Consider the following 25,250-nt stretch of genomic DNA (forward strand, 5'->3'; position numbering starts at 1 on the left):
CATGAAAGGCCTTGAGTATTTTGAGGTGGAATGTATCGAACCGGTGGGTGCAGAGACATACGCCCAGATTGCAGATGATATTCTCACGGATCTCAACCTGAATCAGTCCATCGGAAGGCTTCACATCTACATTGACCCAAAAATCCCGCTCTTTCTTGCAGTCGGGGTCATAAAGCAGATGCCGGGCCTGGTGCACATCCGTGATTTTGCAAGTGCCCTTGGAACAGATGAAGGAGTGTTGCTGGACATCGGTACTGAGACTTATCTTTCACCTATGCTTTCCATTCTCTGGGATACATACGGCCGGGATCTCATCACCCAGCCGGACCGGTTTACGGTAAAGATTCTGGTGCCCGGTCTGGACCCGCGGGAGATTGAGGATATGATGGTGGTTGACCCAGGTGAAGGGATGTTCCATGATATCATCTATGCAATGCAGTGGATTGCTCCGGAGGGGTTCAAAGTCCGGCGTCAGACGATAGGTGAAGGATTTTTCAGTTATGTGGCGAGTGAAAACACCCTTGATGAAACAGAAATTGACAAACTTCTGAAAGAAAAATTTGCCTGTGTCGGGGTGACCGTATGACTGTCCTGGTTCCCATTACCTACAAAGGAGGGGTATACCGCCATGATATCATCATTGACCTGATTGATGATCTTGGGGGATATATTGTGCAGAAACATATGATTGCCCAGGAAGTGGTGCTTCAGTCCCTGGTACCAAAGGCTGACATTGAACTGATACGGAAAATAAGCCGTCCTCTTGCAGGTGTTGTATATGAAGCCCCGCTCGTTGGTACCGAGATTGCCGTCGTCAGCCCCAGTCTTGAGATCCACCACCTGCCCCATACCTCATGTGATGTGGCAGAGTATCTCAGAAGCGCCGGGGCGAAGACCAATATGATCGGGCTTGCACGTGGATTTGGCAAACGCATTGCCAACCTCAATATCGAAGAACGGGACATCATCAATGAACATGACTGTGCTGTGTTTATGCTTGGCAACTTTGAATCCTGCATTGAGTATAAAATGCCCGCTCTGCGCAGAGGGATTACTGTGCCCATCATTCTCACCGGCCGGCCTTCAACAGAAGCCCTGCAGCGTATCATTGACCCCCCTGTTGATGGATATGTCGGAGGAATCGGGAGAATCGGCCACCGGATGAAACGGCAGGAGGGCGAAATAGACCATCTTGACACACTGGTTGAGGAGGTATCAACAGTCCTTTCCCGGAAACGTGAAGAAGTGGCAAAAGATCCAATTTCTGTAAATCCTGCACGCCTGATGGCAGTTCTTGATGATGCAATGGAAATAACCGAACGTTCAACCCATCCTACGCCAATAGTCGTTCAGATAAGTGCACTTCGTGTCAAACTGCCGTATGATACCTATGCAGACGCAATTGCAGCAATTGAGATTGAAAACGGGGTCAAAATTGGTGATATTACACAGATTCTCCCTTCCCGGATGCGGGATTATATCCTGATTCGCATCAGACCGTTTTCAGAGACGAAGATCATAGTCTAAATACGAAATTATATCACTTTTTTATGACAAACGTCTGTTGATACATTAATGGCACATACTGTGGATTTTGAGGACATGCTTCAGGAAATTCTGAAACGCGGAACAGAGACAGCATCAAAAGACTGGCTGGATGGAATTGAGGAGGAATATGGCAGTGTTCCGCTTATTTTCCAGAAGATGTCCAAAAAACCCGAGGTACTTCTCTCGCACCTGATGTATAAGGATGCTATTTTTGAGACCTCATCCATCGATCCAAAGATGATTGAACTAATCAGTGTTGCTGTCGGTGCTGCACTCAACTGCAACCACTGTGTTGAGTATCATATGAATGCTGCCCTCAAAAAAGGTGCAACAAAGGATGAAATCCTTGAAGTGGTCCTCATTGCAGGATCACTTGCACAGGCGGCCGTTCTCGCAGATGCCTATCGTATCATTGATGTCGGAACAACAAACGGATGCGGTGCTTCCTGTGAAGTCAATGCTGTCAAACTAAAAAAGAATGAGGACTAAAATCCCACGATATTATCTTCTATTTTTTATCCACTCCGGCATACACAAAACAGAAAAACCCAACAATACCTGCAGCACACAAACACGGATATGGGAAAGACCCCGCAGTTGTGGGCAGAGGCGTTGTATCCTCTGATACGTTTTGTGTCACTCCTGGTTCATCGCTGGTATTGTTCAACGTTATCTCATCTCCAAAAGATCCCTCTCCTGAAAGCGGGGTAGTCTCTTCAGCCGTCTCTTCTGTGCCGCCGCTCTCGGCAGTTCCTGAAATTTCTGCTGTCAGCACCGGTTTTGTCAACAGGACGCTTTTCGTCGCATATGATGTGTCGCCCAGGTCATAACGGTCCAGAGGCTGGGGCAATACCCAGACCAGATAGGTACCGGTGTCCAGTGTTCCTCCGGTCCTGCCGGTATCCCATTCATATTCCCACGCACCACTCCTGACGGGAACGCGGGTGAAAGAAGCGGCGTTGCCGGAGACAACCGGGCTTGTGATACTATCCAGCCTGACACCACCGGGTGCAAGATTTGGACCGGTTAAAAAGAGATACATATCATCATATCCACCTCCCTTTCCGGAGAGATGAACTGTTTCTCCCATCACTGTAGATGACACAGCAGATACCGGCATTACAGACCAACAGAGAAGACAGGTGCAGATGAGAACGACAGAGATATGACCATTTATTGTCATTGCATTTCCTCACTATGTGATTCTTCTGTACCATCGCTTATATTAAAGGTGTTTCCGCGATTCCTTTCCGTAACGATTAATGCACGAGAATTCATACATGGGAAGATATGACTGGACCACGCGTACTCATTGCATATGCTACAAAATACGGGACAACAAAGAAAATAGCAGAAGAAATTCAGGAAGTTCTGGCAGAAAACGCCATTGAGAGCGATCTCATCAATGTGATGGAGACAGGAACCATTGATTCCTATGATGCTGTGATTCTCGGAAGCCCCGTATATATGGGAAAAATGCTTGTTGAGGCACGGGATTTTTGTCAGAAGTACAGGCCGTATCTCACAGGTAAATGGCTGGCCATATTTGTTGACGGCGTTTCATGCTGCCCTCCGGGGGACAGGGATACATCACCGCTGATTGCCGCAATCGATGAAATGTATGAATATGTGAGACCGACGATGAAAAAAGGATTTGCAGGTGCTTTCAGTCACACAGATCTCCTGGAGGCAGATGCCCAGATCGCTGACATGGTACATCCCCCGGTAGGGGATTTCAGAGACCATGAAGATATCCGCATCTGGGCACGGGAGGTTGCTTCAGCAATTTCAGAACACAGTGAAGCACACTAAAAGGCGAGGTTTCTTAAAGAGAAACGATAAAAATTTCATATCTTCAGACTTCTTTCATTTCACCCATAAGAGAACAGCCAATAGCCACCGAAAGAGAAAATACCATGAATAATCGGATACTTATCATATACGCCACCAGATACGGTGCAACAGAGGGGATTGCCACAGCAATCGCGGAAGGTCTTCAAAAGCAGAATTGTGATGTCGATGTACGAAACGTGAAGGAAGTTTTTGACATTACAGGCTACAGCGCTGTTATAATCGGAAGCCCGATTTATTATGGCAAAGTACTTCCGGAACAGGTGGCATTTGTCAGTCTTCACAAGAATATGCTGCATGAAATACCCGTGATAGGCTTTCTCTCAGGATACTCACTCCTTGATATTTCACCGGAAAAAAAGCAGGCTGCATCTGCTGCCTTTGACCAGATAAGAGAACATATTGAACTCAGGGACATTGGATATTTTGCGGGTAAGATATCAGAAGAACAGCTTTCATTCAAAGACAGGGCTGTAATGAAGATCACCGGTACAAAACCAGGGGATTACCGCAACAGGGAAGCAGCCATCATCTGGGCACAGGGTCTTATCGATCTCTGCCTGCTGCAACTATGATCCTGTTTTCCGGGATGCTGCGACACCTCACACCTCTTCATCACTACGTTACCTATTTTGAAAAACAGAGGTATATGCCGCCACCTGAATAATTATATATTTTCTCCGGGATTGTAATGTATCATACAGGAGGTGAGAACCGAATTAAAGCAGGTAGAAAAGGCACAAGTCATACAGTCATGTCAGATAGCTCCACTCTCAACAGGTCACGGCACAAATACATCTGTCATAAACGCGGCACCTCGAAGATCATCTGGCATACTTACAGATACTACCGGACCTGTTGCATATACACTCTCTAAAAAATATCAGAATCACACAATAACCCATTTATTTTGTTCATGTACCTCCCTTCCTGCATATCTGGAGAAATTTTCTGGATTTTAGCCTGAAATAATTACCGTAAGCAGATCCATTGCGCAGGAGAACAGAAGAGCAGGTCCCGGCCTGAGACCGGGGACGGGGACCTGCATCAGGGAGTGGGCAGAGATGCAGATACATACCCTGGAACAATGTTCAGAAGAAATCCGCGAGCGTCGTGTGTGACGGATCCATCTCCTGCCATGTCCAGCCCACTGCCTCAATGATACGCGATATCGGCTGTTCGACCGAGCGGTTCAGCATTTTTTCAAGATCTATTTCAAATTCAGGTGGGATCTGGTCTGCGTATTCAAAGCATACGACATCGGTCTTCGGGTATTTTCCCGTCACATTTCTGATATACACGCGTTTGGGTTTACTCCCGGAGAGAAAATTTGTCCCCAGGTACTTGTTGGAATATTCTGCCCCCCTGATGTGTGCATCCTTGTTCTTGTAACTGTCCAGGGATTTGTTAATACCACCGGGAGTGCCGATTTCATCAAGAGAATAGGTGCCTTTTCGGTATTGTTTGATCACATCACCAAGATATGTTTTAACCGCAGCCCTGCCGGCACCCCGAAGGATCTGTTCCATCACATGCTGCTGGACCTCTTTTGTCACCTGAGATGAATCAGAACGTTTCATCTCAAATCCGACAATATCAATCATATCGACCTCCTTCCCCTCTTTCCAGACCAGGTGTCCTGCATACCGCTTCTTCTTTCCTGCCTGGAAGAACCGCCGGTAAATCTTTTCGAATTTAATGGAGAAGTAATGCGTTTCAGCGCCAAGGACGTCACGTGCAAAGTCACCGTAGCTCTTGTTGAGGCGTGCCTCAATCGCCCGTGCCATTGCAATGGTCTCTTCTGTCTCTGCGACAGGGAGTTCTATCATACAGGAGTCCGTGTCCCCATAGAGCACGCTGTATCCCATACCAGTGATCACGTCACGGGTGTGGGCAATGATCGCCCGTCCCACTGAGGTGACTGCAGATCCAATCTCCCGGTCATACAACCGAAACCGGGCATAGCCGGAGACGCCATAATAGGTGTTCATGATCACCTTGAGGACATTCTGCTGGATGTCATACAGCAGGTAATCCGGTGTTCCATAATCAAAGGTGTCCCGCAGTGCTTTCTTCTCGTCGCGTTCATTGAGGAGGTCTGCGATGATGCTCCGCGTCAGCCCGTCCGGCGATTTTCTGAACCTGATGCCATTGGGCGCATGGAGTTCTCCTTTTGGATCCTTCGTCTCCATTGATGCATTGATGGTCATCATGCACATCGGGTACAGGGACTTCAGGTCAAGCACCACAACATTCTCCTTCACACCCCGTGAAGGGTCAAAGACCGTTGCACCCTCAAACTCATCGCCTGCGGTAAACCCCTTGGAGGGGAGCACATATTTGCCAAATGCCTTGCGGAGCACAAAGATGTCGATAACATTCGAAGAGTTGAGCGTCCGGTCCAGCGGACAGCCCACATACCGGGCAATTTCCCGGTAGAACCCGATGATTGTACTTTTCGCATCAATGCCCACGCAGAGCTCCACATCACGGAGATTGTATGCCACGAGGTCCTGCGGATTATCCCGCCAGAGTGCGCTCAGGGTGCCCGTGTAGCGGACCTTGCCTTCCCCGAGTTCCTCTTCCCCGATGGCGTCCAGACGGTATGACTCCTTGCGTGAACTCTGCATCTTCCGGTATCCCATCAGAAGGTCAAAGAGGGCCCTTCCACGCAGCAGATTTCTGGCACCGGCACCCGGAATCCTGGAGAGTGAATCGGGTTCAAGGCCAATGGCTTCCATGCGTTTTGTGATATAACTGATATCAAAATCGACAAAGTTCCATCCTGAAAGGATATCGGGGTCTGTCTCACGAATATATGCAGCAAGACCCCTCAGGAGGTCACGTTCTGAGGTATAGGTGATGATGTGATGGTTCGGCCGGACAGGGCCGGGCACCGGACTCTCCGCCTGTCCCGGGGGCTGCAGGTAGAGTGTCACATAGGCATCATCGAACGAATCATGACAGGTGATGCAGACGATGGCGTCACGGTTTGGTTCCGGGAATCCGCGTTCATCTTCACACTCAATATCCATCATACAGACGCGTGCCGGTGCATCCACCTCTGCAGGTGTGATATCGCGGTAATCTGCAGGTGTGCCTGGGACGATGGCTCCGCCGGTCAGCCCCCTGTCAATCAGGTAACGGGTGGCAAAGGGAATGTCTGCTTCATAATGCGGTTCATAGTAATCGCGCACCTCGCGGACATCGCCCGGTGAACGGGTGTAGATTCTGCGGAGCGCCTCTCCGCGTATTGAGGTATAGACTGCGGTGGTGTCAACCTCTGTCTTCGGATGCAAAGGGAGCGAATCAGCCTTTTCAAGAGGCGCGTAGAAGTATGGCTGAAATCCGGTCACATCTATACGGTGGGCTGTGCCGGAGGTGTCGCGCCCAAAGATATAGACCACCGGCCCGTTAGGGGTGTTTGCATACTCAACCTGGTTTATCGCAAGGCTGAGTTCACCGTTGTTACTCATCTGCCCTCCTGCAGAGTGCGCAGGATGCTTCGGCAGCCTCCATGAACCGTGCCTCTTCCCAGGCGTCAAGGTCCCATTCAATAATCTCTTCAATTCCGCTCTGCCCAATCTGTGCGGGTACACCAAGAGAACAACCGGAAACACCGTATTCACCGTCCAGGACACATGAGACGGGCAATATGGTGTGGGCATCCTCAGCCACGGTGCGTATCAGACTCACGATATGCCATGCCGGGCCGAATACTGTTCCCCCCTTACCCCGGATAACTTCCATACTTGACCGGCGCATCTTTCCCAGAATTTCATTGCGTATATTCTCCGGCACATCCTCCGGCAGGGATGAGAAGAGCGGCACCTGGTGTTCACCGTGCTCACCCAGAACCCATGCGTCACCAGAAATTTCAGATTCTTCCAGGTATCTGCCAAAGCGGGCCGCATCAAGCTGACCCCCGAATCCGATACACCGCTCACGGGGAATGCTGCAGCGGCGATGCAGGTAATAATTATTTGCATCCATTGGATTTGTTATTGTGATCAGAACACCGGAATACCCTTCCAGAAAGCCAGCACACTCGTCGACTGCAGGAAGGTTTACTGAGAGGAGGTCTGCACGGGTTTTGATATCAGGCGTCCGTGCCCTGCCTGCAGAAAATACAGCAATATCAGCTTCGCTGATATCATCAGGGTCAGTTGAGACGGAGAGATCAATACCGGTATGGAGAATATCAAGCGCCTGTGCACGGGAGAGTGTAGCATCGATGTCATAGAGACATATGTCATCTGCAATTCCCAGCACTGAAGCAAGGTAGGCCACCTCACCACCAATCTTTCCGACACCCATCACCGAGAGGCTGGTCATGGATCAGTTATGGGTATGCTAATAATAAATAACTACAATTTCTAACCAGATGGTCACGTTAATTCCGGGAGATATAACAGTGGGCGGCGTCAGGCTGCATAATCACTGCATGCTTGCAGCAGGAGTGCTGGGAACAACCGGTGCATCCCTTGCACGGATGCTCAAATCCGGAGCAGGCGGCGTTGTTACAAAGTCAATCGGACCTGAACCAAAAGACGGGCATAAAGGCCCCTGTGTAGCCGTCTATGACGGTGCCGTGATGAACGCGATGGGCCTCCCAAACCCTTCCCATGAGTTTACCGGGGAACTTGACGGGCTTCGTGGTGCGCCGGTCATCGCATCCATCTTCGGCGGCACCCCCGAGGAATTTGGAGAAGTGGCAGACTGGTTTGCAGGAAAGGTGCAGGCGCTTGAACTCAATCTCTCCTGTCCCCATGCGGAAGGGTATGGCGCGGCAGTGGGGGCAGACCCGGATATGGTCGAACAATGCACACGGATGGCCAAACGGTCCGGACTTCCGGTATGGGTGAAACTCACCCCGAATGTTACCGACATAACAGAGATTGGCCTTGCCGCAGAGCGCGGCGGGGCAGACGCCATTGTGGCGGTGAACACGGTGAAGGCCATGCGGATATCAACCGACTTCAGGCGCCCGGTGCTGGGAAATGGCATGGGCGGCCTCTCCGGACCTGCTATCTTCCCGGTGGCCGTCCGGTGTGTCTGGGAGCTCTATGAAACATGTGAAATACCCATCATCGGATGTGGCGGCGTATCAAGTGCGGATAATGTGGTGGAGATGATGATGGCCGGTGCGTCAGCTGTTGAAATCGGCAGTGCAGTCATTGAAGATGCAGAAATTTTCCGGCAGATCACAGAGAGCCTGTATCGCCGTGATGGCGGAGAATGCCCTGAGGATATTGTGGGGTGCGCTCATGCATGAGATACCCTCTGTTCCGGTTGTAATCACCGACATCATTGAAGAGACACCATCTGTCAGGACATTTGTCTTCTCCCGCCGGTTTCCGGCAGAACCCGGACATTTCTGCATGGTCTGGGTGCCTGGCACAGATGAGATACCGATGGCATTTTCAGCACAGAATGCCATCACCGTGCAGAAGGTGGGAGAAGCGACAGAAGCGCTCTTTGCCCTCAGTCCGGGGGACCGGATCGGCATCAAAGGACCGCTTGGGAACGGATTTCCCCCCTCAGGCAGAACGCTCGCAGTCGCAGGCGGTGTCGGGGCAGCGCCACTGCGCCTTCTTGCCACATCCGGTGCGGCAGATGACTTCATACTGGGTGCACGCACGGCAGATGAACTGCTCTTCCTAAAAGAACTCTCCAGCTGCACCAGCCTTCAGTGCGCCACTGACGACGGGACCACCGGGCACCACGGTTTTGTCACCGATCTGCTGCGTGCAGCAGATCCGGTATCCTATGACACCATCTGTGTCTGTGGCCCTGAGGTGATGATGAAGGCGGTCCTTTCCATCCTCTGTGAGGCAGGATGTCCGGAGAAAGGGCAGTTCAGCCTGCACCGCTACATGAAATGCGGTGTCGGAATCTGCGGCTCGTGCTGTATTGACCCCTCCGGACTGCGTGTCTGCCGTGACGGGCCGGTATTTACCGGAGATATTATTGTAAACAGTGAATTCGGGTCATACGCACGGGATGCAGCAGGGCGCCGAAAACCCTTCTGATCACATTTTTTTGTCCGGCAGCGGAACAGACCCACCAAATCCTTTTATCATTCTCCCGCTACTCTGGATAGCATGGAAGATGAAGCCTACCGCAGGGCAAAGGCGCATGTACAGGAAGTCAGGGGATTTTATACCCATTTTGCCACGTATATATTCATCAATCTCCTCCTCTTCACCGTCAATGCAGTCACATCCTGGGGGAACTGGTGGTTTTACTGGGTAACAATCTTCTGGGGAATCGGCATTGTGATGCATGCGGCATCGGTCTGGGGCGGCAGGCATTTCTTCGGAAAAGAATGGGAGGAGAAGAAGATTCAGAAGGTTCTTGAGAAAGAGAATAAATAAGCAGTTTCCTTTTTTAGCGATGATACTGCCTGTGGGCATTGATCATGGCAGCACGGTAGACCTGCTCGGCAAGAATCAGCCGTGCCATCTGGTGCGGGAAGGTCATTGGTCCAAACGAGAGCAGCAGATCAGCCCGCGACCGCACCTCCGGGGCAATGCCCAGACTTCCGCCAATGACACATGTGATTCTGCTGTTTCCTTCCAGTATGGCATCATTCAGGTAGCGGGCAAATGCCTCTGATGTCATCAGCTTTCCTCCGAGATCAAGAACAATGCACAGGTCCTGCGGACGGACATGGGAGAGAATACGGCTCCCTTCTTTTGCAAGAATGCGTGTCTTTTCAGCCGTACCTGCATTGTCAGGAAGTCGTTCATCCGCCACTTCCGTTACGATAAATTCCGCCATGCCGGTCAGCCGCCGGGCGTACTCTGCAACCCCGTCCCGGTAAAACGGTTCTTTTGCTTTTCCCACAGCAATGACATGAACCCGGATCACCGCTCATTCCTCCGGGAAGGCAGCGCGGAGACGGGCGAGATCATCTGCATGATTGATATTGGTAAAGGTCAGGAGGTCGGGGTCATATTGGCGGAGGAGACTGCAGTCCACATAATGAACCGCAAGGCCGGCCATGAGATCACGCATGGACCATGCCTCGGCACCGTCAAACCGCTCAACCAGTGCCTGCCTCCGGTATACCGCATGAAGGGGTTCTGTCATCCCGTTCTCCCAGCGGGGAATAGCAGCGTCAAACCCCTCTGCGGCACGGAAGAGATATTCGATCACCGCACCGCTGACACAGGGCATATCACAGGCAACGGCAAAAATCAAGTCTCCTTCTGCCTTACATACACCGGCATGAATCCCGCCGACAGGACCACGGCCCTGATGCAGATCCGGGACAACCCTGACACCTGCAAACCCGGAAAAACGCCGACACTGGTCATTGTCACGGGCGACAATGATGACTTCATCAACAATTTCGTTCAGGGTGGAGACCAGACGTGAGATGAAGGTCTCGCCGCAATGATTAAAGAAATATTTTTCCTTTCCTCCCGCCCGGCGGGCTTCTCCGCCTGCAAGAATGATACCTGAACGCATGGAAAAATCACGAATCTCCCTGAGTTTCCCGGAACCGGATGAGCCGGGTGATGAACACATTTGCAGGGGTGGGAATCTCATGTGCGTCCCCCTTTGTCACCAGTGCACCGTTCATAAAGTCAATTTCTGTGCGTTTCCCGGCTGAAAGTGCCTGGTACATGGATGAATTGTGACCAGCTGTTGCAGGGATCTGGACATCATGCAGGTAGTTGAGATACGCATCCGCAGTGGTATATTTCAGCATGATTCCTTCAGCATCTGCAACGGCATAGGCTTCCTCTACAATGTCAGTGATCACCTCCCAGGCATACGGATTCAGAAGGGCGCCGTAGGCTACACCCATCACTGCACCAAGTGGATTTAACGCCGCATTGTAGATGGTCTTCCCCCATATGGCAGAACGTATTGTATCTGTTGCGGTGGCAACAATCCCTGCCTCTTCAAAGAGTCCGGCAAGAGTTACGACCCGGTCGTCACATCCTTCCGGGAAGAGGCCAAACTGTGCATCCCCCCCGATAACCGATATGTGAATATCAGCATCCCCCCGCCATTCAAACCCGGTGATGATCATGCCGCCAAGAACATTGTCGGTGTATTCGCTGATGATCTCCTCGTTCCCAATCCCGTTCTGAATGGATGCCACGGCAGCATTTCCGAATCGGTCATGAAACTGCTCACAGATCTCCCGTGTCTGTGTCGCCTTGGACGTGATGAGGATATAATCATATTCATCGTCCGGAAGGTCGGTTGTGCAGGGAAAGAAATAGGTCCCGTCGCCCCAGAGACCGGTAAGGCGCAGGCCAAGACGTGTGACGGCATCTGCCTGCCGTGTCCGCGAAACTGCATGGACCTCTGCCAGTGATGAAAGGCGGGCAGCAATGGAAAGCCCGACCGCACCTGCCCCAAGTACTGCTATCTTCATGGTCTCCCTGTAGTTGATAGATATGCCCTCCGTACATTAAAAGATCATCATTTATGATCCCGGGGAATCCTCAGTCATAATTGCCTTGATCCGGAAACTGAGTCATAAAAAAGGAATACCTGAATCCGTTGTTTTGTTTCGTTTCCGGCGGGAATCCCCCAATGAAAAAGCGTTCTCCCGTCCGGAACTGGTAGAGGTATTTTCCCGACTCATCCATTATGTTCCATCGCAGTAATGGCGGATTTTATTGATATGGCAGGGGTAAATCCACCGAACTCGCTCTTTGCAAATGACCCGCGATGTACACCGGTTCTCAGCGCCAGCCTTTTGCCTCATCGGCAAACGAGGAGAGCGTGCATGGTATCATCTCTTCCTGCATCCATGGAGGAAGGCCACCATGGACTTCTGTTTCAAGAAACCGGCTCTCACCGATCAAAAGAACACCCCGGTCTTCCGGTGTGCGCAGCACGCGGCCCAGTGCCTGCAGGACGCGATTGATGGCAGGCATGGTGTATGAGATGAATTCACCCTCTTTCCCGAACTTGTTCTTGAAATACTGGTTCGTCATCCGCCGCACTTCGGTGAACGGCGCAAGCGGCAGGCCGAATACCAGAGCACCTGAGAGCAGCTCTCCCCGGTAATCCAGTCCTTCACTCCATTTGCCGCCGCATACACCAAAGAGAATGCCATATTCCCCCCGTGACGGGAGTGACATAAACTCCCGGAGGTCGCCTGCGGCATCCGAGGACGACGATGATTCAATAAAGACCTGCTTGCGGTTCAGGCGTGACGGAAGCCCTGCCGTGAACCGCTCCAGCAGTTCATAGGACGGGAAATAAACCGCGAGGCTTCCGTGGAGAGTCGCAAAACTGCGGATATATCCTTCAATACGCTCAGTGTTTCCGGCATCCCGTCGCATCCGGTAGATGGATGTGACATCCTGTGCACAGAAGAGTGCACGGTTCTCCTCTGGAAATGCATTCGGAAGGCTGAGGGTCTGTACCGGGAGGTCTTCAAAGTAGAGGCGCCGGTAGCTTTCCACCGGAGAGAGCGTGCCACTGATGAATATGGCGCAGGCATGATAGGAGGCGATGTCCTTCATGGTCGCTGACGGGTCGATATTGCGTACCTGAAGGGAGATTTCATCGCCTTTCTTCCGGTAGAGGGTGAGGAAGGCGGGGTCGTCAAGCGCCCGCATAATCCGGTAGAAGAAGGCCGTCAGGCGTTCCACCGCACTTTCTTTGAAGTCTCCCGCCTGTTTCTGTGCCTCATGATAGGTCTCTTCTGCCCGAAGGAGGTCGTCAACAATTTCATCGATACGCTGGTAGAGACTGCCGACGAGCACAAACCGGACAAAAGTCGAGGGGTCAAACCAGTCCTCTTCCTTGAATGACCGCTGCAGGGAGTCCATGAACTGCCCGACACGGGGCAGCATATTAAGAAGGGCATCCACCCCTGCGACACGCCCCCGCATTCTCCCGAGTTCGATCATCCCCTGGTCAAGGGAGGCCCTGAGGAGGGTGACTGACTGTATACTCTCAACCGTATCCCCGCAGTTATGCGCCTCGTCAACAAGCAATAGTGCATTCTCCGCTTCAATGCCCAGGGACTGATAGAGCTGGTCACGGATGTCTGTGTTAAAGAGATGATGGAAATTAAGGAGAATGACATCAGCGTCCCGTGCGGCCTGTAATGTCACCTCATATGGACAGAGACCTTTGCAGAATTCATGGAGACGGTCTGGTGCAACCCGGGTCCGTGCCACCTGATCTGCACGGCTCTTGAGGGTGCCTGAGGGCACCATCCGCAGGCCGTCTGCTCCCTCGACAAAGACCCGGCTCCGGATGAAGTAGGGGCAAAGGAGTGGGTGCTCTGCATCCTGGCGCCGGATCTGTTCTTCAATTACTTTATCGTTGGCAGGTACATGCGCACCTTTCCGCGCACGTTCGCGCATCAGTGATGAGGAGAATGCCTTCAGGCCCTCACATACTCGGTATGTGTCCCCTTCTCCCCCCATCGGGCACATCTGGCGTTTCCCGACAAGGTAGGAGTATCGCAGATTCGGATGTTTTTTTCGTACGAGTTCAAGTTCACGCACAAATGTATTGAGCTGGCTGACCGTCCGGACTGCGACAATGACCTTTCTGCCGTTCGCCTCATTAAGTAGGGCTGAAACTACACTTGATTTACCACTGCCTGTCGGGGCATCAATCATCCCGATGCCGCCTTCCCGCGCACAGGCAGCTGCCATATCCAGCATATCTTCCTGGTGGGGACGGTATGACCCGTACGGGAAATAGTCACCTCTGACGCCCATTATCACCCATATTTGTCTGTGGTGTATCATCTACTCTTGGGTATGCACTGGCGGGACTCGTCAGCAGACAAAGAAATTTTATCCGGAAGGCAGAGATACATACCATATGGAATCATCACGCCGTTTCGGCCGGTCTGCTGACAACCGGATGCTGGGGGGTGTCTGCGCAGGCATTGCCGGCTACCTGCATATCAGTCCCACGCTGGTCAGGATTGTCTGGGTGGTGCTTACGATAATCACGCAGATTCTGCCCTTTGTACTGCTCTACATCGTCCTCTGGGCCCTGATGCCGGAAGAGAGTGACCCGATGATCATCGATGCAGATTACCGCATCAGAGAATAATATCTGCTTTTTCTCCGTATTTTCTGCAAACTATTTTTGCGCATCCAGCCGCATGTACTGACTACTATGGCAATTCACCCTATCGACTTTCGTTACGGCACTCCGGAGATGCGAGCTGTCTGGGATGAAGAGAATCGGTTTCGCTGTGTAGTCTCAGCTGAAGTAGGCCTTGCTGTCGCAGAGGCAAAGGCAGGAGTGATCCCGCAGGCTGCTGCTGATGAAATAGAGGCACACGCACCGGACGCATCCCTTGCACGCGCAAAGGTAATTGAAGAAGAGATTAACCACGACATGATGGCCATCGTGAAGGCCCTATCTGAAGTCTGCGGGGGGTCTGCACGATGGGTCCACTACGGGGCCACATCAAATGATATTCTCGACACTGCAACTGGTCTGCAGGTAAAAGATAGTCTTGGCATCATTGAGCAAAAACTCAGAACACTTTTGGGCGTGCTCTTACAGCGCAGTATCGAGACAAAAACCCTGGTCTGCGCCGGGCGTACCCACGGGCAGATTGGTGTACCCACCACCTACGGTCTGCGGTTTGCCATATGGGCGTCTGAGGTATCCCGCCACATTGAACGGCTGGAACAGCTCCGGCCACGGGCAGCGGTCGGGCAGATGACCGGAGCTGTTGGAACACAGGCATCACTCGGAGATGCCGGCACTGCGGTCATGGCACATATGATGGAATATCTCGGGCTGACCCCGGTGGACGTCTCCAGCCAGATCATCCAGCGTGACCGGTTTGCAGAGTATATCATGTTCCTTGCAAATGTGGCCACCACTCTTGACAAAATTGCTCTTGAAGTACGGATGATGCAGCGTTCTGAAATCGGTGAACTGGAAGAGGCCTTCGGTAAAAATCAGGTGGGTTCTTCCACGATGCCGCACAAGCGCAACCCGATTAAGTCAGAACAGGTTTCAGGCCTGTCGCGTATCGTCCGGGCCATGATCGAGCCGGCACTGGCAAACAATGTCCTCTGGGATGAGCGTGACCTCACAAACTCTTCCTGCGAACGGGTAACCTTCCCTGAAGCCAGCATTCTCTGTGACCACATCCTTACGGTCATGACAAAGGTGCTCACCGGCCTGCGAATCCGCGAGGATAATATCCGGAAAAACCTGGATCTGCTCCATGGCGTAAACATGGCAGAATCCGTGATGATTCAACTGACGAAGCGCGGGATGGATCGGCAGGACGCCCATGAACATGTGCGTGTCGCATGCATGACTGCCCTGGAGGAGAGACGTCCGGTTGCAACGGTATTTTCAGAGGACGAGAGCGTTGCCGCTCTTATCTCCTATGATGAGATTGTGACGCTCCTGAACCCGGACAATTACATCGGAACCGCTGTGACTCAGGTTGAGGCCCTCGCTGAAAAACTGGGGCCGCTCACCACATAACCGGGAAGAGATTTTTTCCGGAATCCATTTTTTTAAAAAATGCGAAATCAGATTTATATCAGTATATACAGTTCATGTTGTCTGGATCTACCGGGCACTGACATACTCCTACGACTACGTGGGTAGTTGACATTCTTTTTTTAGTCAGTGAAGAGATGGTACCTGAATAACTGGAAATATCTGGAATGGAAAAGAGATGGCAGCAGAGATTAGCCTGAAAGGCTGGATAGAAACAGGCGGCACAGTACTTACCACTGAAGAGATTGCCTGCCGCCTCTCCCAAGGGACCGAATGGCTCACCTCATGCGGAGGGGAGTTCTTCCTTGCCTGGGAGGATGGCTGTGCCCGTGATCAGATGGGCATTGTCCCCGGCAGATGTGATGCAGGTGTGATTATGGAGAAGACACTGGTGACAGGCCATGTGAGGCCAGAACCCCCGCTTCTGCCGCTTGCAGATGCCATTGAGACCGCAGTGCGACTCCGAAATTCCGAAGGAATCGTGGCATTCTCCGGTGGTGTTGACTCCGCTCTTATTGCAGCAATTGCAGGACTTCCCTGCGTGACCGTGGGAACAGAAGGTTCACACGACCTGTGCCATGCAGCAGAGGTGGCAGTTGAACTCGGCCTGGATCTGATCTGTGTCACCGTCACTCCTGATGACGTCGAAAATGCCCTGCGGGCAGTAATGAAAGTCATCCCCCGTGTCACCCCGGTCGATGCATCGATTGCAGCAACACTCTATTTCGTCGTACGCTGGGCGGGTGAGAACGGATATTCCCGCATTCTTGCAGGCCAGGGGGCAGACGAACTCTTTGGAGGATATTCACGATATCTTGATGCTGCAGATATTGAGCGTCTTTTTAGGGAGGACTTTGCCGGCCTTGCAATGCAGAGTGCACGCGACCAGGCGGTGGCAAATCTTTTTGGATGCCTGTTCTCCTGTCCGTTTCTTGATGTACGTGTTGTGCGCGCTGCAGAAGCAATTCCTGCGCATAAAAAGGTATTCAGGGGAGTACGAAAACATCCTCTCAGAAAGGTCGCATGCAGGTATATGCCGCGGGAAACCGCCTGTTATGATAAGAAGGCGATGCAGTATGGCAGCGGCATCTGGAAGGTCATCCAGCGGGCCGCACGCAAAAATGGTTATAAAAACTCAGTACAAGAGTACATGAATCAACTCTGAAGGGCGCGATACGTATGGTTTTTGAAAACGATGTTGAAGGAATTGCAAAACTTGCAGATATCCATATACAAAAAGAAGAACTGGCAGAATTCACCTCCCGGTTCAATCATATACTTGAATATTTTGATATCCTGGATACTGTCAGTGAAGGTGAAGAAGGCGAAGCAGATCTGGTAAATGTCCTGCGTGAAGATGAGGTTACTCCTTCACTGACACAGGAAGCAGCATGTGCCAATGCCCATGAGACAGAAGACGGCTATATCAGGGCACCAAGGGTGATGTGACAATGGTAAAAGAGTATTTCTTTGAAGAAGCAGATCGGACGAATGCATTCATCACCCGTCTGGACCTGGCCATGTATGAGGAGACTGGCGGCCCGCTTGAGGGGAGAGGGATTGCTGTTAAAGACAATATCTCGACAGCAGGCATTCCCACCACCTGTGCATCCCGTATCCTTGCCGGATATGTCCCGCCCTATGACGCACATGTAGTAACACGCCTCAGGGAAGCAGGCGCTGCTATCGTGGGCAAGACCAATATGGACGAATTCGGAATGGGGACAACCACTGAAAACAGTGCATACGGCCCCACCACAAACCCGCACGACGCATCACGAGTTCCCGGAGGGTCATCCGGTGGCAGTGCTGCCGCAGTCGGTGCCGGCATGGTTGACATGGCACTCGGCAGTGACACAGGCGGATCAATCCGCTGTCCTGCCGCATTCTGCGGCATTGTCGGCCTCAAACCGACCTACGGCCGTGTCTCACGCTACGGCCTCATTGCATTCTCCAACTCCCTGGAGCAGATAGGCCCTCTGGGCAAAACAGTTACCGACGTCAATACGCTGATGTCTGCCATTGCAGGCCCCGACCCCCGTGATACGACGGCCTATGATCGTCCCTATACCCACACCCCATCCGGAGATATTGCAGGCATGAAAATCGCTGTCCCTGACGAATTCTTCGGGGAAGGTGTGGACCCCGCCGTTGCAGAGAGTGTGCGCACCGCTATCGGAAGACTGGAAGACGCCGGTGCCGAGACGCTGACCTGCTCCATTCCCTCCATGGCATACGCCCTTGCCGCATACTATGTGACCTGTATGAGTGAAGCATCCTCAAACCTCTCCCGCTTTGACGGTGTGCGTTTTGGTCCCTCTGTTGAGACAAAACGGTCTTGGCACGATGAATTCCGTGACCACCGGGGCGCACTCTTTGGAAAAGAAGTGCAGAGCCGTATCATGCTGGGGACGTTTGCCCTTTCTGCCGGATACTACGGGAAATACTATGCAAAGGCACAGGTGGCCAGGGAGAATGTGCGCAGGGACTTCCTGAGAATATTCAAAGACGCTGATATCATTGCAGGCCCGACCATGCCACAGATCGCATTTAAACTCGGCGAGAAGAGTGATCCTCTCTCCATGTATCTTGCAGATATCCTGACCGTGCCAGCAAACCTCGCAGGCGTGCCTGCCATATCGGTTCCCTGTGGAACCGTTGATAAGATGCCTGTCGGCCTGCAGTTGATCGGCCGTCACTTTGAGGATGAACGGGTTGTGGATGCTGCGTTTGCCTACGAGACGGGGGTGGCCTGAATGACTGACAAAACCGTCATCATCGGTCTGGAGATCCACTGCCAGCTCAATACAAAGACAAAGCTTTTCTGTGGCTGTTCTACTGATTTCCAGGGAGATGAACCAAATACTCATGTATGCCCCATATGTCTGGGACTCCCGGGTGCGATGCCGCGCCTGAACAAACAGGCAGTGCTCTATGCCCTGAAGGTCGCAAAGGCCCTGAACCTGACCGTACCGGAAGTCTCAGAGTTTTCACGTAAGAATTACTTCTACCCCGACCTGCCAAAGGGCTACCAGATATCCCAGTATGACAAGCCAATCGCAGAGAAGGGCATCATGGAAGTTGATGACGACGAGGGACATCCCAAAAATATCCGCATCACCAGAATTCATCTGGAAGAAGATCCCGGGCGTCTGGTCCACAAGACCTCACGGGACCGGGCAGGCTACTCCCTTGTTGACTATAACCGGAGTTCCATACCCCTGATTGAGATTGTTACAGAACCTGACCTCCGGTCCCCGAAGGAGGCACGCCGCTTCCTGAACAAACTCCGCTCGACACTGGAATACCTTGAGGTCTTTGACGGGGAGCGTGAAGGGTCCATCCGTGTGGACGCAAATATCTCCATAAAAGGCCATAACCGTGTGGAGTGCAAGAACATCTCCTCATACAAGGGAGTGGAGAAGGCACTCAACTTTGAGATCACCCGCCAGCGCAACCTCATCAGGAAGGGTCAGAAGATTGTGCAGGAGACGCGCCATTTTCAGGAAGGGCGGGGCATCACCACCTCCTCACGCAGCAAAGAGGACGAAAACGACTACCGGTATTTCCCTGAGCCGGATCTCCGCCCCCTGAGAGTTTCGGGGTGGGTGGATGACATTGTGCTACCCGAACTTCCGGATGCACGCCGTGAGCGGTTTATGACACAGTATGGCATATCAGAAAATCATGCCCGTACCATTACCGGCGACCTGAAGGTTGCAAATTTCTACGAATCAGTTGCGGAGGCCGACCCGGCCATTGCAGCCACATGGGTGGCAGACATTCTCCTTGGTGAACTAAACTACCGCTCCATGCGCATCAATGACGTGCCCACAATGAACATCGCAGATCTCATTGCCCTCATCCGTGATGACACCATCACCGACAAATCCGGTGTCGAAGTGCTCAGAACGATGCTTGACCATTGTATGGGAGAGGATGTGGAAACCTGCGAGATGCCTGCTGACATTGTGACCCGTCTGGGCCTTACCAAGGCTGCGGGGGATGATTTCACTGCGGTGATAGGTGAGGTGATTGCCGCAAACCCGGATGCCGTTGCTGATTACCGGGCCGGGAAGAACGGAGCAATAAACTTCCTGGTGGGGCAGGTCATGAAAGCGACACGCGGACGGGCCGACCCCAAAGAACTCAACATTGCGATGGCTGCCGCTCTGAAAGAAGCAGAGGAGTGAGCACGGATGCACCTTATCATTGCAGAGAAGAATATTGCAGCCCGGCGTATTGCAGATATCCTTGCCGGTTCAATGTCCTCCAATAAAAAAGGGGCAAAGGTCCGCACGGGAAAGGAGAATGGTGTCAGCACCTACCGGTTTGATGATGTCGTCACCCTGGGGCTGCGGGGTCATGTGGTAGAGATTGATTTTGAACCGGGATACAGCAACTGGCGTTCAGAGGTAAATACACCACGGACACTCATTGACGCGGCGATCATCAAAAAACCGACCGAGAAGAATATTGTCTCCCTGATTAAAAAGCTCTCCAAAAAGGCGACTCTTGTCACCATTGCCACTGATTTTGACCGTGAAGGAGAACTCATCGGCAAGGAGGCCTTTGAGATCGTGCGTTCAGCAAATACAGACGTGCCGGTCCAGCGGGCACGGTTCTCTGCAATCACTCCACAGGAAATAACCACTGCCTTTGCAGACCCCGCTGAGATTGATTTTGATCTCGCAGCAGCAGGTGAGGCACGTCAGATAATTGACCTCTTATGGGGTGCATCCCTCACACGGTTCATATCAATTGCTGCAAAACGCGGCGGGAAGAGCATTCTTTCCGTCGGCAGGGTGCAGAGCCCGACACTGGCAATGATTGTCAACCGGGAGAAAGAGATTGAGGCGTTTGTACCGGAACCCTACTGGATGCTCTCGGTGGATACGGAGAAAGACGGAACAGCGGTCACTGCACGCCATACCACCGACAGGTTCCTGGACAAAAGTGAGGCCGTGAAGGCAGAACAGAACACCTCTGCACCACTCGTTGTCACCAGCGTCAAAGAAGGGACACGGGTCGACCGGGCACCGGCACCCTTTGATACCACATCGTTCATTGTCGCAGCAGGCCGCCTGCGTTTCTCTGCGGCAAACGCGATGCGTATCGCAGAAGATCTCTATATGAACGGCTACGTCTCCTATCCCCGTACGGACAATACGGTATACCCGAAATCACTGGATCTCGAGGATATTTTACAGGAACTGAGGAAGACCAGTCTCTCCCGTGCGGTGGAATGGACACAGGCACACCGCAGGAAGGCACCGACCCGTGGTAAAAAATCAAGCACTGACCATCCACCGATTCATCCGGCAGGTGCCGCGAAAAGAGAAGCCCTCACGGATGACCAGTGGAAAATCTATGAACTCATTGTCAGGCGGTTTCTTGCGACACTCTCACCGGACGCACACTGGGCGACGCTGAAATACCTCTTTGACGCAGGGGCCGAGACCTATACTGCCACAGGCTCACGCCTTGCAGAGGCAGGCTACCGGGAAGTCTATACCTATAGTGAGGCAAAAGAGACCATCCTTCCGGAGATGCAGGCGGAGGACCGCCTTCCGGTTCTTGCCGTCAACAATGAAGAGAAGTATACCACACCGCCCCCGCGGTATTCCCAGTCAAAACTGATTCAGCGGATGGAAGAGCTGGGTCTTGGCACAAAGTCCACCCGGCACGAAGTGATCGGCAAACTGATCTCGCGCCGGTATGTGGAGGGCACCCCGGTCCGTCCCACCCTCGTCGGGATGGGTGTGGTGGAGGCAATGGAGAACCATGATGTGCCCATCACGAACCCGGAGATGACAAGCACCATTGAACAGCACATGGAGGAGATCAAGGAGGCAAAACTCACCCGTGATGAGGTTGTTTCCGAATCACAGGCAATGCTGCGCCGTGTCTTTGATGCTCTCGAGGCAAACGAGGACCAGATCGGCCGTGAGATCATGGACCGTAACGATGAGGAGAGAATCATCGGAAAGTGTCCGGTCTGCGGCCATGACCTGATGATACGCCAGACCAGAGGAATGTCACAGTTCATCGGATGCACGGGATATCCCAACTGTACATTTAATATTGGCCTTCCCAGTGCAGCATGGGGCACAGCCATTCGTGAAGATAAGACCTGTGAAACACACGGTCTGAATTTCGTTCGTCTTATCCGAAAAGGAGCACGCCCATGGGAGATCGGTTGTCCTCTCTGCAACCACATCAACTCCAACAGTGAGGCATTCAGGATGATGCCCTCTGCAGACGAGGAGATGGTTGCACGCCTGCATGCTGCCCATATCTACAGCGTGTATGAAGTGGCAAACATCGAACCGGAACGGCTGATAACAGCACTCACTACAGACGCGGCAACCGTGATCACTCTCCGGGAAGAAGCCAAAGATGTCCTCGAAATCCTCAGAATACGCTCCGAACTGAAGAAGTTTGTCCGCAAACATGTGGTGCCCCGCCGGGGCCGTTCACCCGCCAAAGTGGCTGCAGCCCTTGTGGAGGCAGGCGTCAGTGACCTGGGAAGTCTGGCTGCGATGACACCTGAAGCACTCACGCAGATGCACCTCTCCGCGGCTGAGGCAGAGACCCTGCTTAATGAGACACGGGCGGTCTACAACCGCGCCAAACTCCGTGAATACGGGGTGCCTGCAGTGAGCCTGAAGAAATATTTTGAGGCAGGCATCATGACACCGGCAGACTTCTGTGCACTTCACCCGGCATATCTCAGCATCGTCACCGGCATTAAACCGGAGACTGTCTGGAAACATGCCACATCGGTCTGCATCGGGATGGGCGTTGCACCACCTGAGAAGGTGACAGCAAAGATGGTCGAGACAGGACGCAACGACCTTCTGCAGGTCTCCGGTCTGGGTGAGGCGATGCTTGAACGACTCTACCGGGCAGGGATTATTGACACGGCAGGGCTGAAGGCCGCAGATGCCGGACACCTCGCACAGGTGACCGGAGTAACGTTAGAGAAGATTCGTGCATTTCAGGATGCATGCTGATAAAACAGATATATAGCAATGGATGACAGCTGGAAAAACTGGGTTCATATCACAAAACTGGACCCGGACAAAGTAATCGGCAACGATGCAGTCGCAGATATTGCGACAAGCGGAACAGACGCCCTGATGCTCTCAGGGACACTGAATGTAACCCAGGAGAATCTGCGGGAGTTGATCACGCAGGTAAAGGAGTATGACCTGCCCATCGTTGTTGAACCCGCAGGGCCTGAAGCAGTGGTTCTGGATGAAGTGGATGGCCTCTTTGTGCCCAGCGTCCTCAACACCCCCGACATGCGCTGGATGGTCGGAACGCACCAGAGGTGGGCAAAACATAACCGCATCGACTGGACAACAGTGGTTCCTGAGGCCTATATCGTCCTGAATCCTGCATCATCTGTGGCCAAAGTGACGGGTGCTGTCTGCGACATATCTGCAGCAGATGTTGCGGCCTATGCCGAGGTGGCAGACCAGTACTTCTCGTTCCCTGTGGTATATATCGAATATTCAGGTACATATGGCGACCCCGCCGTAGTGGCAGCGGCAGCAGAAGCTGTCTCTGACGCCCGTCTCTTCTATGGCGGTGGCATCAATAATGCAGAGAAGGCTGCTGAAATGGGCAGGTATGCCGACACCATTGTCGTCGGCAATGCCGTCTATGACGACGGTGTCTCTGCACTCAAAGAGACCGTGAAGGCAGTCCACTGAGAGAAAGAGGAGATACACCACATGCCAGAGGTCGAAATTGTCCTTGTTGAACCCCTGTATGAAGGGAATATCGGATTTGCAGCACGGGTAATGAAGAACTTCGGGTTTACCCGGCTTGTACTCATCAACCCGCCCGATGTGGGAATTGAGGCATTATCCCGTGCATCCCATGCAAAGGATGTGCTGGAATCAGCTGTCATTGCAGAATCACTGGACGATGTGATTGCGGAGTCGAATATGCTTGTTGCAACAACCGGGGAACTCTCAAAGACGATATCCCATGCAATGCGCATGCCCTATTATGCCCCCGGTGAACTGCGGGATATTGTCGCTCCTGTTGACGGCAGAATCTCCATTCTCTTTGGCAGGGAGAACTGGGGACTCTCCAATGAAGAGGTACGGCAGTGCGATGTCATATGCACCATCCCGACATCACCGGAGTATCCGATAGTAAATATATCTCATGCGGTCGGTATCATCTGCTATGAGCTTGCACACCTCCCGCGTGGGGATTACATCACCGCTTCACGGCGCGAGATGGATGCCCTCTACGACCATATTGACGAGTTTCTGGATCTCGTCGATCACCATGAATACAAGCGGGCAAATACCCTGACCATGATGCGGCGGATCTTCGGGCGCAGCCTTCTTACCGGGCGGGAAGTGTCAACCTTCCACGGGCTCATACGGCGTGCCGAGTGGCACATCAATGTGGGGAAAAGCGGCGAAAGTGATGATTCAGCCACTGGCGGGAGTGAGGCGGGTCCCGGCCGGCCATGACGCAGGGAGCATTTCGGCAAGATAAATAACAGCTATAATATCTTACAACCCATTTTCTATCAGGTATTATGATTCTCGTTGACTGGCAGATACAGGACCGCATTGAGCGGGGGTTTATAAAAATCGACCCGTTCGATCCGAAGTTTATTCAGCCCAATTCGATTGACATCCGGCTGGGTGACCATTTTGTGTGGTATGAAGAGTCCGATGACGTTATCGACCCCTACGAACAGGATTCAGTTGTGTCCCACGTTAACGAGAAGCATGCAGAGTATATTGATATTCCGCCCGGCATGTTCCTTTTGGCAGAGACTCATGAGTGCATCACACTGCCGGACAACATCGTTGCGACCATCGAAGGAAAATCAAGCATTGCGCGTCTGGGCATTGCCCTGCACCAGACTGGGGGATGGATTGATGCAGGATTCTGTGGGACAATTACCCTTGAGATATCAAATGCAAACCGTCGCCCGGTCCGCCTCTATGCAGGAATGCCAATCGGTCAGCTTGTCTTTTATACAACAGAACGTGCAGAGAATCCATACGGTTCAAAGGGGGATGCAAAATATCTCAACCAGCGTCAGGCAACCCTTTCACGCTACCATAAAAATGTCAGGTGAACCGGTCTGTACCGGGAATCCATACCCTAATTATGGAACAGATCAAAACGATATTTGCGATATATATACCGAGGAGTATCCACCATGCGAATTTTGCTGATTCATTCCGACCAGATAACATATGAGGCCAAGAAGAAAACACCGGTAGCAGAAGAGAACATTGTGCCGGCCGATGGACTTGAAGAGGCACTGACAGCATTCTGTGCTGTGGAAGCGCCGGACGAAGAAAATATCACGGGTGTGGCGG

At 52.4% G+C, this 25,250-nt stretch carries 26 protein-coding genes; 19 read left to right on the forward strand and 7 right to left on the reverse strand.

Going from position 1 to position 25,250, the window contains the following annotated elements:
• Position 1 precedes the first annotated feature (1 nt).
• The 3 genes from MKMG_RS04085 to MKMG_RS04095 are packed head-to-tail and all read left to right on the forward strand — an operon-like array spanning position 2 to position 2,037.
• Positions 2 to 586, forward strand: a complete 585-nt coding sequence (locus MKMG_RS04085; RefSeq protein WP_165075927.1) for a methanogenesis marker 17 protein — start codon at positions 2 to 4, stop codon at positions 584 to 586.
• The gene (locus MKMG_RS04090) at positions 583 to 1,527 is read left to right on the forward strand and encodes a methanogenesis marker 7 protein (RefSeq protein WP_165075929.1); all 945 of its coding nucleotides are present in this window, start codon (positions 583 to 585) and stop codon (positions 1,525 to 1,527) included. The genes MKMG_RS04085 and MKMG_RS04090 overlap by 4 nt, the downstream gene beginning before the upstream one ends.
• A gap of 48 nt (positions 1,528 to 1,575) precedes the next feature.
• A complete protein-coding gene (locus MKMG_RS04095; protein ID WP_254059077.1) occupies positions 1,576 to 2,037 on the forward strand; it encodes a carboxymuconolactone decarboxylase family protein in 462 nt (153 codons plus the stop codon).
• Positions 2,038 to 2,056: 19 nt separating this feature from the next.
• On the opposite strand, the gene MKMG_RS04100 is transcribed toward MKMG_RS04095, so the two are convergent.
• On the reverse strand, positions 2,057 to 2,638 hold the full coding sequence (locus MKMG_RS04100; protein ID WP_165075932.1) for a hypothetical protein: 582 nt from the start codon (positions 2,636 to 2,638) through the stop codon (positions 2,057 to 2,059).
• A gap of 200 nt (positions 2,639 to 2,838) precedes the next feature.
• Here MKMG_RS04100 and MKMG_RS04105 point away from each other — a divergent pair, with 200 nt between their 5' ends.
• Positions 2,839 to 3,360, forward strand: a complete 522-nt coding sequence (locus tag MKMG_RS04105) for a flavodoxin domain-containing protein (RefSeq protein ID WP_165075934.1) — start codon at positions 2,839 to 2,841, stop codon at positions 3,358 to 3,360.
• Positions 3,361 to 3,464: 104 nt separating this feature from the next.
• Complete coding sequence (locus MKMG_RS04110; protein ID WP_165075937.1) at positions 3,465 to 3,974, forward strand: flavodoxin domain-containing protein; 510 nt, start codon at positions 3,465 to 3,467, stop codon at positions 3,972 to 3,974.
• A 516-nt stretch (positions 3,975 to 4,490) separates the two neighbouring features.
• Here MKMG_RS04110 and MKMG_RS04115 read toward each other — a convergent pair.
• Positions 4,491 to 6,875, reverse strand: coding sequence for a DNA-directed DNA polymerase (locus MKMG_RS04115; protein WP_165075939.1), 2,385 nt, complete (start codon positions 6,873 to 6,875; stop codon positions 4,491 to 4,493).
• Positions 6,868 to 7,734, reverse strand: a complete 867-nt coding sequence (locus tag MKMG_RS04120; protein ID WP_165075942.1) for a malate dehydrogenase — start codon at positions 7,732 to 7,734, stop codon at positions 6,868 to 6,870. The genes MKMG_RS04115 and MKMG_RS04120 overlap by 8 nt, the downstream gene beginning before the upstream one ends.
• A gap of 49 nt (positions 7,735 to 7,783) precedes the next feature.
• On the opposite strand from MKMG_RS04120, the gene MKMG_RS04125 reads away from it, so the two are divergent.
• The 3 genes from MKMG_RS04125 to MKMG_RS04135 all read left to right on the forward strand — a co-directional run bounded on the left by MKMG_RS04125 (position 7,784) and on the right by MKMG_RS04135 (position 9,776).
• Positions 7,784 to 8,674 carry a dihydroorotate dehydrogenase gene (locus MKMG_RS04125; protein ID WP_165075944.1) on the forward strand — a complete coding sequence of 297 codons (891 nt, stop codon included), beginning with the start codon at positions 7,784 to 7,786 and terminating at the stop codon, positions 8,672 to 8,674.
• Positions 8,667 to 9,431 carry a dihydroorotate dehydrogenase electron transfer subunit gene (locus tag MKMG_RS04130; RefSeq protein WP_165075946.1) on the forward strand — a complete coding sequence of 255 codons (765 nt, stop codon included), beginning with the start codon at positions 8,667 to 8,669 and terminating at the stop codon, positions 9,429 to 9,431. The genes MKMG_RS04125 and MKMG_RS04130 overlap by 8 nt, the downstream gene beginning before the upstream one ends.
• Positions 9,432 to 9,503: 72 nt before the next feature.
• Positions 9,504 to 9,776, forward strand: coding sequence for a 2TM domain-containing protein (locus tag MKMG_RS04135; protein WP_165075948.1), 273 nt, complete (start codon positions 9,504 to 9,506; stop codon positions 9,774 to 9,776).
• 13 nt (positions 9,777 to 9,789) lie between these two features.
• Here MKMG_RS04135 and rlmH read toward each other — a convergent pair whose 3' ends face one another.
• The 4 genes from rlmH to MKMG_RS04155 form a co-directional block, all read right to left on the reverse strand.
• A complete protein-coding gene (gene rlmH / locus MKMG_RS04140) occupies positions 9,790 to 10,272 on the reverse strand; it encodes a 23S rRNA (pseudouridine(1915)-N(3))-methyltransferase RlmH (protein ID WP_216842871.1) in 483 nt (160 codons plus the stop codon).
• A gap of 3 nt (positions 10,273 to 10,275) precedes the next feature.
• The gene (locus MKMG_RS04145) at positions 10,276 to 10,935 is read right to left on the reverse strand and encodes a molybdenum cofactor guanylyltransferase (RefSeq protein ID WP_254059078.1); all 660 of its coding nucleotides are present in this window, start codon (positions 10,933 to 10,935) and stop codon (positions 10,276 to 10,278) included.
• Positions 10,883 to 11,797, reverse strand: a complete 915-nt coding sequence (locus MKMG_RS04150; RefSeq protein WP_165075950.1) for a ketopantoate reductase family protein — start codon at positions 11,795 to 11,797, stop codon at positions 10,883 to 10,885. The genes MKMG_RS04145 and MKMG_RS04150 overlap by 53 nt, the downstream gene beginning before the upstream one ends.
• A 313-nt stretch (positions 11,798 to 12,110) precedes the next feature.
• Positions 12,111 to 14,114 (reverse strand): ATP-dependent DNA helicase, encoded by a 2,004-nt coding sequence (locus tag MKMG_RS04155; RefSeq protein WP_165075952.1) that lies wholly within the window; start codon positions 14,112 to 14,114, stop codon positions 12,111 to 12,113.
• 106 nt (positions 14,115 to 14,220) lie between these two features.
• Here MKMG_RS04155 and MKMG_RS04160 point away from each other — a divergent pair, with 106 nt between their 5' ends.
• The 11 genes from MKMG_RS04160 to MKMG_RS04210 all read left to right on the forward strand — a co-directional run.
• A complete protein-coding gene (locus MKMG_RS04160; RefSeq protein WP_165075954.1) occupies positions 14,221 to 14,457 on the forward strand; it encodes a PspC domain-containing protein in 237 nt (78 codons plus the stop codon).
• A gap of 66 nt (positions 14,458 to 14,523) precedes the next feature.
• Positions 14,524 to 15,864, forward strand: coding sequence for an adenylosuccinate lyase (gene purB, locus MKMG_RS04165; protein ID WP_165075956.1), 1,341 nt, complete (start codon positions 14,524 to 14,526; stop codon positions 15,862 to 15,864).
• A 196-nt stretch (positions 15,865 to 16,060) separates the two neighbouring features.
• Positions 16,061 to 17,047 (forward strand): asparagine synthase C-terminal domain-containing protein, encoded by a 987-nt coding sequence (locus MKMG_RS04170; RefSeq protein ID WP_165075958.1) that lies wholly within the window; start codon positions 16,061 to 16,063, stop codon positions 17,045 to 17,047.
• A gap of 14 nt (positions 17,048 to 17,061) precedes the next feature.
• Complete coding sequence (gatC, locus tag MKMG_RS04175; protein ID WP_165075961.1) at positions 17,062 to 17,331, forward strand: Asp-tRNA(Asn)/Glu-tRNA(Gln) amidotransferase subunit GatC; 270 nt, start codon at positions 17,062 to 17,064, stop codon at positions 17,329 to 17,331.
• Between the two features lie 2 nt (positions 17,332 to 17,333).
• Positions 17,334 to 18,638, forward strand: coding sequence for an Asp-tRNA(Asn)/Glu-tRNA(Gln) amidotransferase subunit GatA (gene gatA, locus MKMG_RS04180; protein ID WP_165075964.1), 1,305 nt, complete (start codon positions 17,334 to 17,336; stop codon positions 18,636 to 18,638).
• A complete protein-coding gene (gene gatB / locus MKMG_RS04185) occupies positions 18,639 to 20,075 on the forward strand; it encodes an Asp-tRNA(Asn)/Glu-tRNA(Gln) amidotransferase subunit GatB (protein WP_165075966.1) in 1,437 nt (478 codons plus the stop codon). It begins immediately after the preceding gene.
• A gap of 6 nt (positions 20,076 to 20,081) precedes the next feature.
• Positions 20,082 to 22,898 carry a DNA topoisomerase I gene (locus MKMG_RS04190; RefSeq protein WP_165075968.1) on the forward strand — a complete coding sequence of 939 codons (2,817 nt, stop codon included), beginning with the start codon at positions 20,082 to 20,084 and terminating at the stop codon, positions 22,896 to 22,898.
• An 18-nt stretch (positions 22,899 to 22,916) separates the two neighbouring features.
• The gene (locus tag MKMG_RS04195; RefSeq protein ID WP_165075970.1) at positions 22,917 to 23,603 is read left to right on the forward strand and encodes a phosphoglycerol geranylgeranyltransferase; all 687 of its coding nucleotides are present in this window, start codon (positions 22,917 to 22,919) and stop codon (positions 23,601 to 23,603) included.
• A 21-nt stretch (positions 23,604 to 23,624) separates the two neighbouring features.
• Positions 23,625 to 24,383: an RNA methyltransferase gene (locus tag MKMG_RS04200; RefSeq protein ID WP_165075972.1), complete on the forward strand. Its 759-nt coding sequence runs from the start codon at positions 23,625 to 23,627 to the stop codon at positions 24,381 to 24,383.
• A 68-nt stretch (positions 24,384 to 24,451) separates the two neighbouring features.
• Positions 24,452 to 25,003 carry a dCTP deaminase gene (gene dcd / locus MKMG_RS04205; protein ID WP_165075974.1) on the forward strand — a complete coding sequence of 184 codons (552 nt, stop codon included), beginning with the start codon at positions 24,452 to 24,454 and terminating at the stop codon, positions 25,001 to 25,003.
• Between the two features lie 84 nt (positions 25,004 to 25,087).
• The coding region (locus MKMG_RS04210; RefSeq protein WP_165075976.1) for a threonyl-tRNA synthetase editing domain-containing protein at positions 25,088 to 25,250 on the forward strand (163 nt) is incomplete at its 3' end.

Source organism: Methanogenium sp. MK-MG, from assembly GCF_009914725.1.
GTDB lineage: Archaea > Halobacteriota > Methanomicrobia > Methanomicrobiales > Methanomicrobiaceae > Methanogenium.

Bases quoted from the DNA above. Each gene is read 5' to 3' on its own strand.
- MKMG_RS04085 (WP_165075927.1), top strand. From the start codon at position 2: ATGAAAGGCCTTGAGTATTTTGAGGTGGAATGTATCGAACCGGTGGGT.
- MKMG_RS04090 (WP_165075929.1), top strand. From the start codon at position 583: ATGACTGTCCTGGTTCCCATTACCTACAAAGGAGGGGTATACCGCCAT.
- MKMG_RS04095 (WP_254059077.1), top strand. From the start codon at position 1,576: ATGGCACATACTGTGGATTTTGAGGACATGCTTCAGGAAATTCTGAAA.
- MKMG_RS04100 (WP_165075932.1), bottom strand. From the start codon at position 2,638: ATGGGAGAAACAGTTCATCTCTCCGGAAAGGGAGGTGGATATGATGAT.
- MKMG_RS04105 (WP_165075934.1), top strand. From the start codon at position 2,839: ATGACTGGACCACGCGTACTCATTGCATATGCTACAAAATACGGGACA.
- MKMG_RS04110 (WP_165075937.1), top strand. From the start codon at position 3,465: ATGAATAATCGGATACTTATCATATACGCCACCAGATACGGTGCAACA.
- MKMG_RS04115 (WP_165075939.1), bottom strand. From the start codon at position 6,875: ATGAGTAACAACGGTGAACTCAGCCTTGCGATAAACCAGGTTGAGTAT.
- MKMG_RS04120 (WP_165075942.1), bottom strand. From the start codon at position 7,734: ATGACCAGCCTCTCGGTGATGGGTGTCGGAAAGATTGGTGGTGAGGTG.
- MKMG_RS04125 (WP_165075944.1), top strand. From the start codon at position 7,784: ATGGTCACGTTAATTCCGGGAGATATAACAGTGGGCGGCGTCAGGCTG.
- MKMG_RS04130 (WP_165075946.1), top strand. From the start codon at position 8,667: ATGCATGAGATACCCTCTGTTCCGGTTGTAATCACCGACATCATTGAA.
- MKMG_RS04135 (WP_165075948.1), top strand. From the start codon at position 9,504: ATGGAAGATGAAGCCTACCGCAGGGCAAAGGCGCATGTACAGGAAGTC.
- MKMG_RS04145 (WP_254059078.1), bottom strand. From the start codon at position 10,935: ATGTGTTCATCACCCGGCTCATCCGGTTCCGGGAAACTCAGGGAGATT.
- MKMG_RS04150 (WP_165075950.1), bottom strand. From the start codon at position 11,797: ATGAAGATAGCAGTACTTGGGGCAGGTGCGGTCGGGCTTTCCATTGCT.
- MKMG_RS04155 (WP_165075952.1), bottom strand. From the start codon at position 14,114: ATGGGCGTCAGAGGTGACTATTTCCCGTACGGGTCATACCGTCCCCAC.
- MKMG_RS04160 (WP_165075954.1), top strand. From the start codon at position 14,221: ATGGAATCATCACGCCGTTTCGGCCGGTCTGCTGACAACCGGATGCTG.
- purB (WP_165075956.1), top strand. From the start codon at position 14,524: ATGGCAATTCACCCTATCGACTTTCGTTACGGCACTCCGGAGATGCGA.
- MKMG_RS04170 (WP_165075958.1), top strand. From the start codon at position 16,061: ATGGCAGCAGAGATTAGCCTGAAAGGCTGGATAGAAACAGGCGGCACA.
- gatC (WP_165075961.1), top strand. From the start codon at position 17,062: ATGGTTTTTGAAAACGATGTTGAAGGAATTGCAAAACTTGCAGATATC.
- gatA (WP_165075964.1), top strand. From the start codon at position 17,334: ATGGTAAAAGAGTATTTCTTTGAAGAAGCAGATCGGACGAATGCATTC.
- gatB (WP_165075966.1), top strand. From the start codon at position 18,639: ATGACTGACAAAACCGTCATCATCGGTCTGGAGATCCACTGCCAGCTC.
- MKMG_RS04190 (WP_165075968.1), top strand. From the start codon at position 20,082: ATGCACCTTATCATTGCAGAGAAGAATATTGCAGCCCGGCGTATTGCA.
- MKMG_RS04195 (WP_165075970.1), top strand. From the start codon at position 22,917: ATGGATGACAGCTGGAAAAACTGGGTTCATATCACAAAACTGGACCCG.
- MKMG_RS04200 (WP_165075972.1), top strand. From the start codon at position 23,625: ATGCCAGAGGTCGAAATTGTCCTTGTTGAACCCCTGTATGAAGGGAAT.
- dcd (WP_165075974.1), top strand. From the start codon at position 24,452: ATGATTCTCGTTGACTGGCAGATACAGGACCGCATTGAGCGGGGGTTT.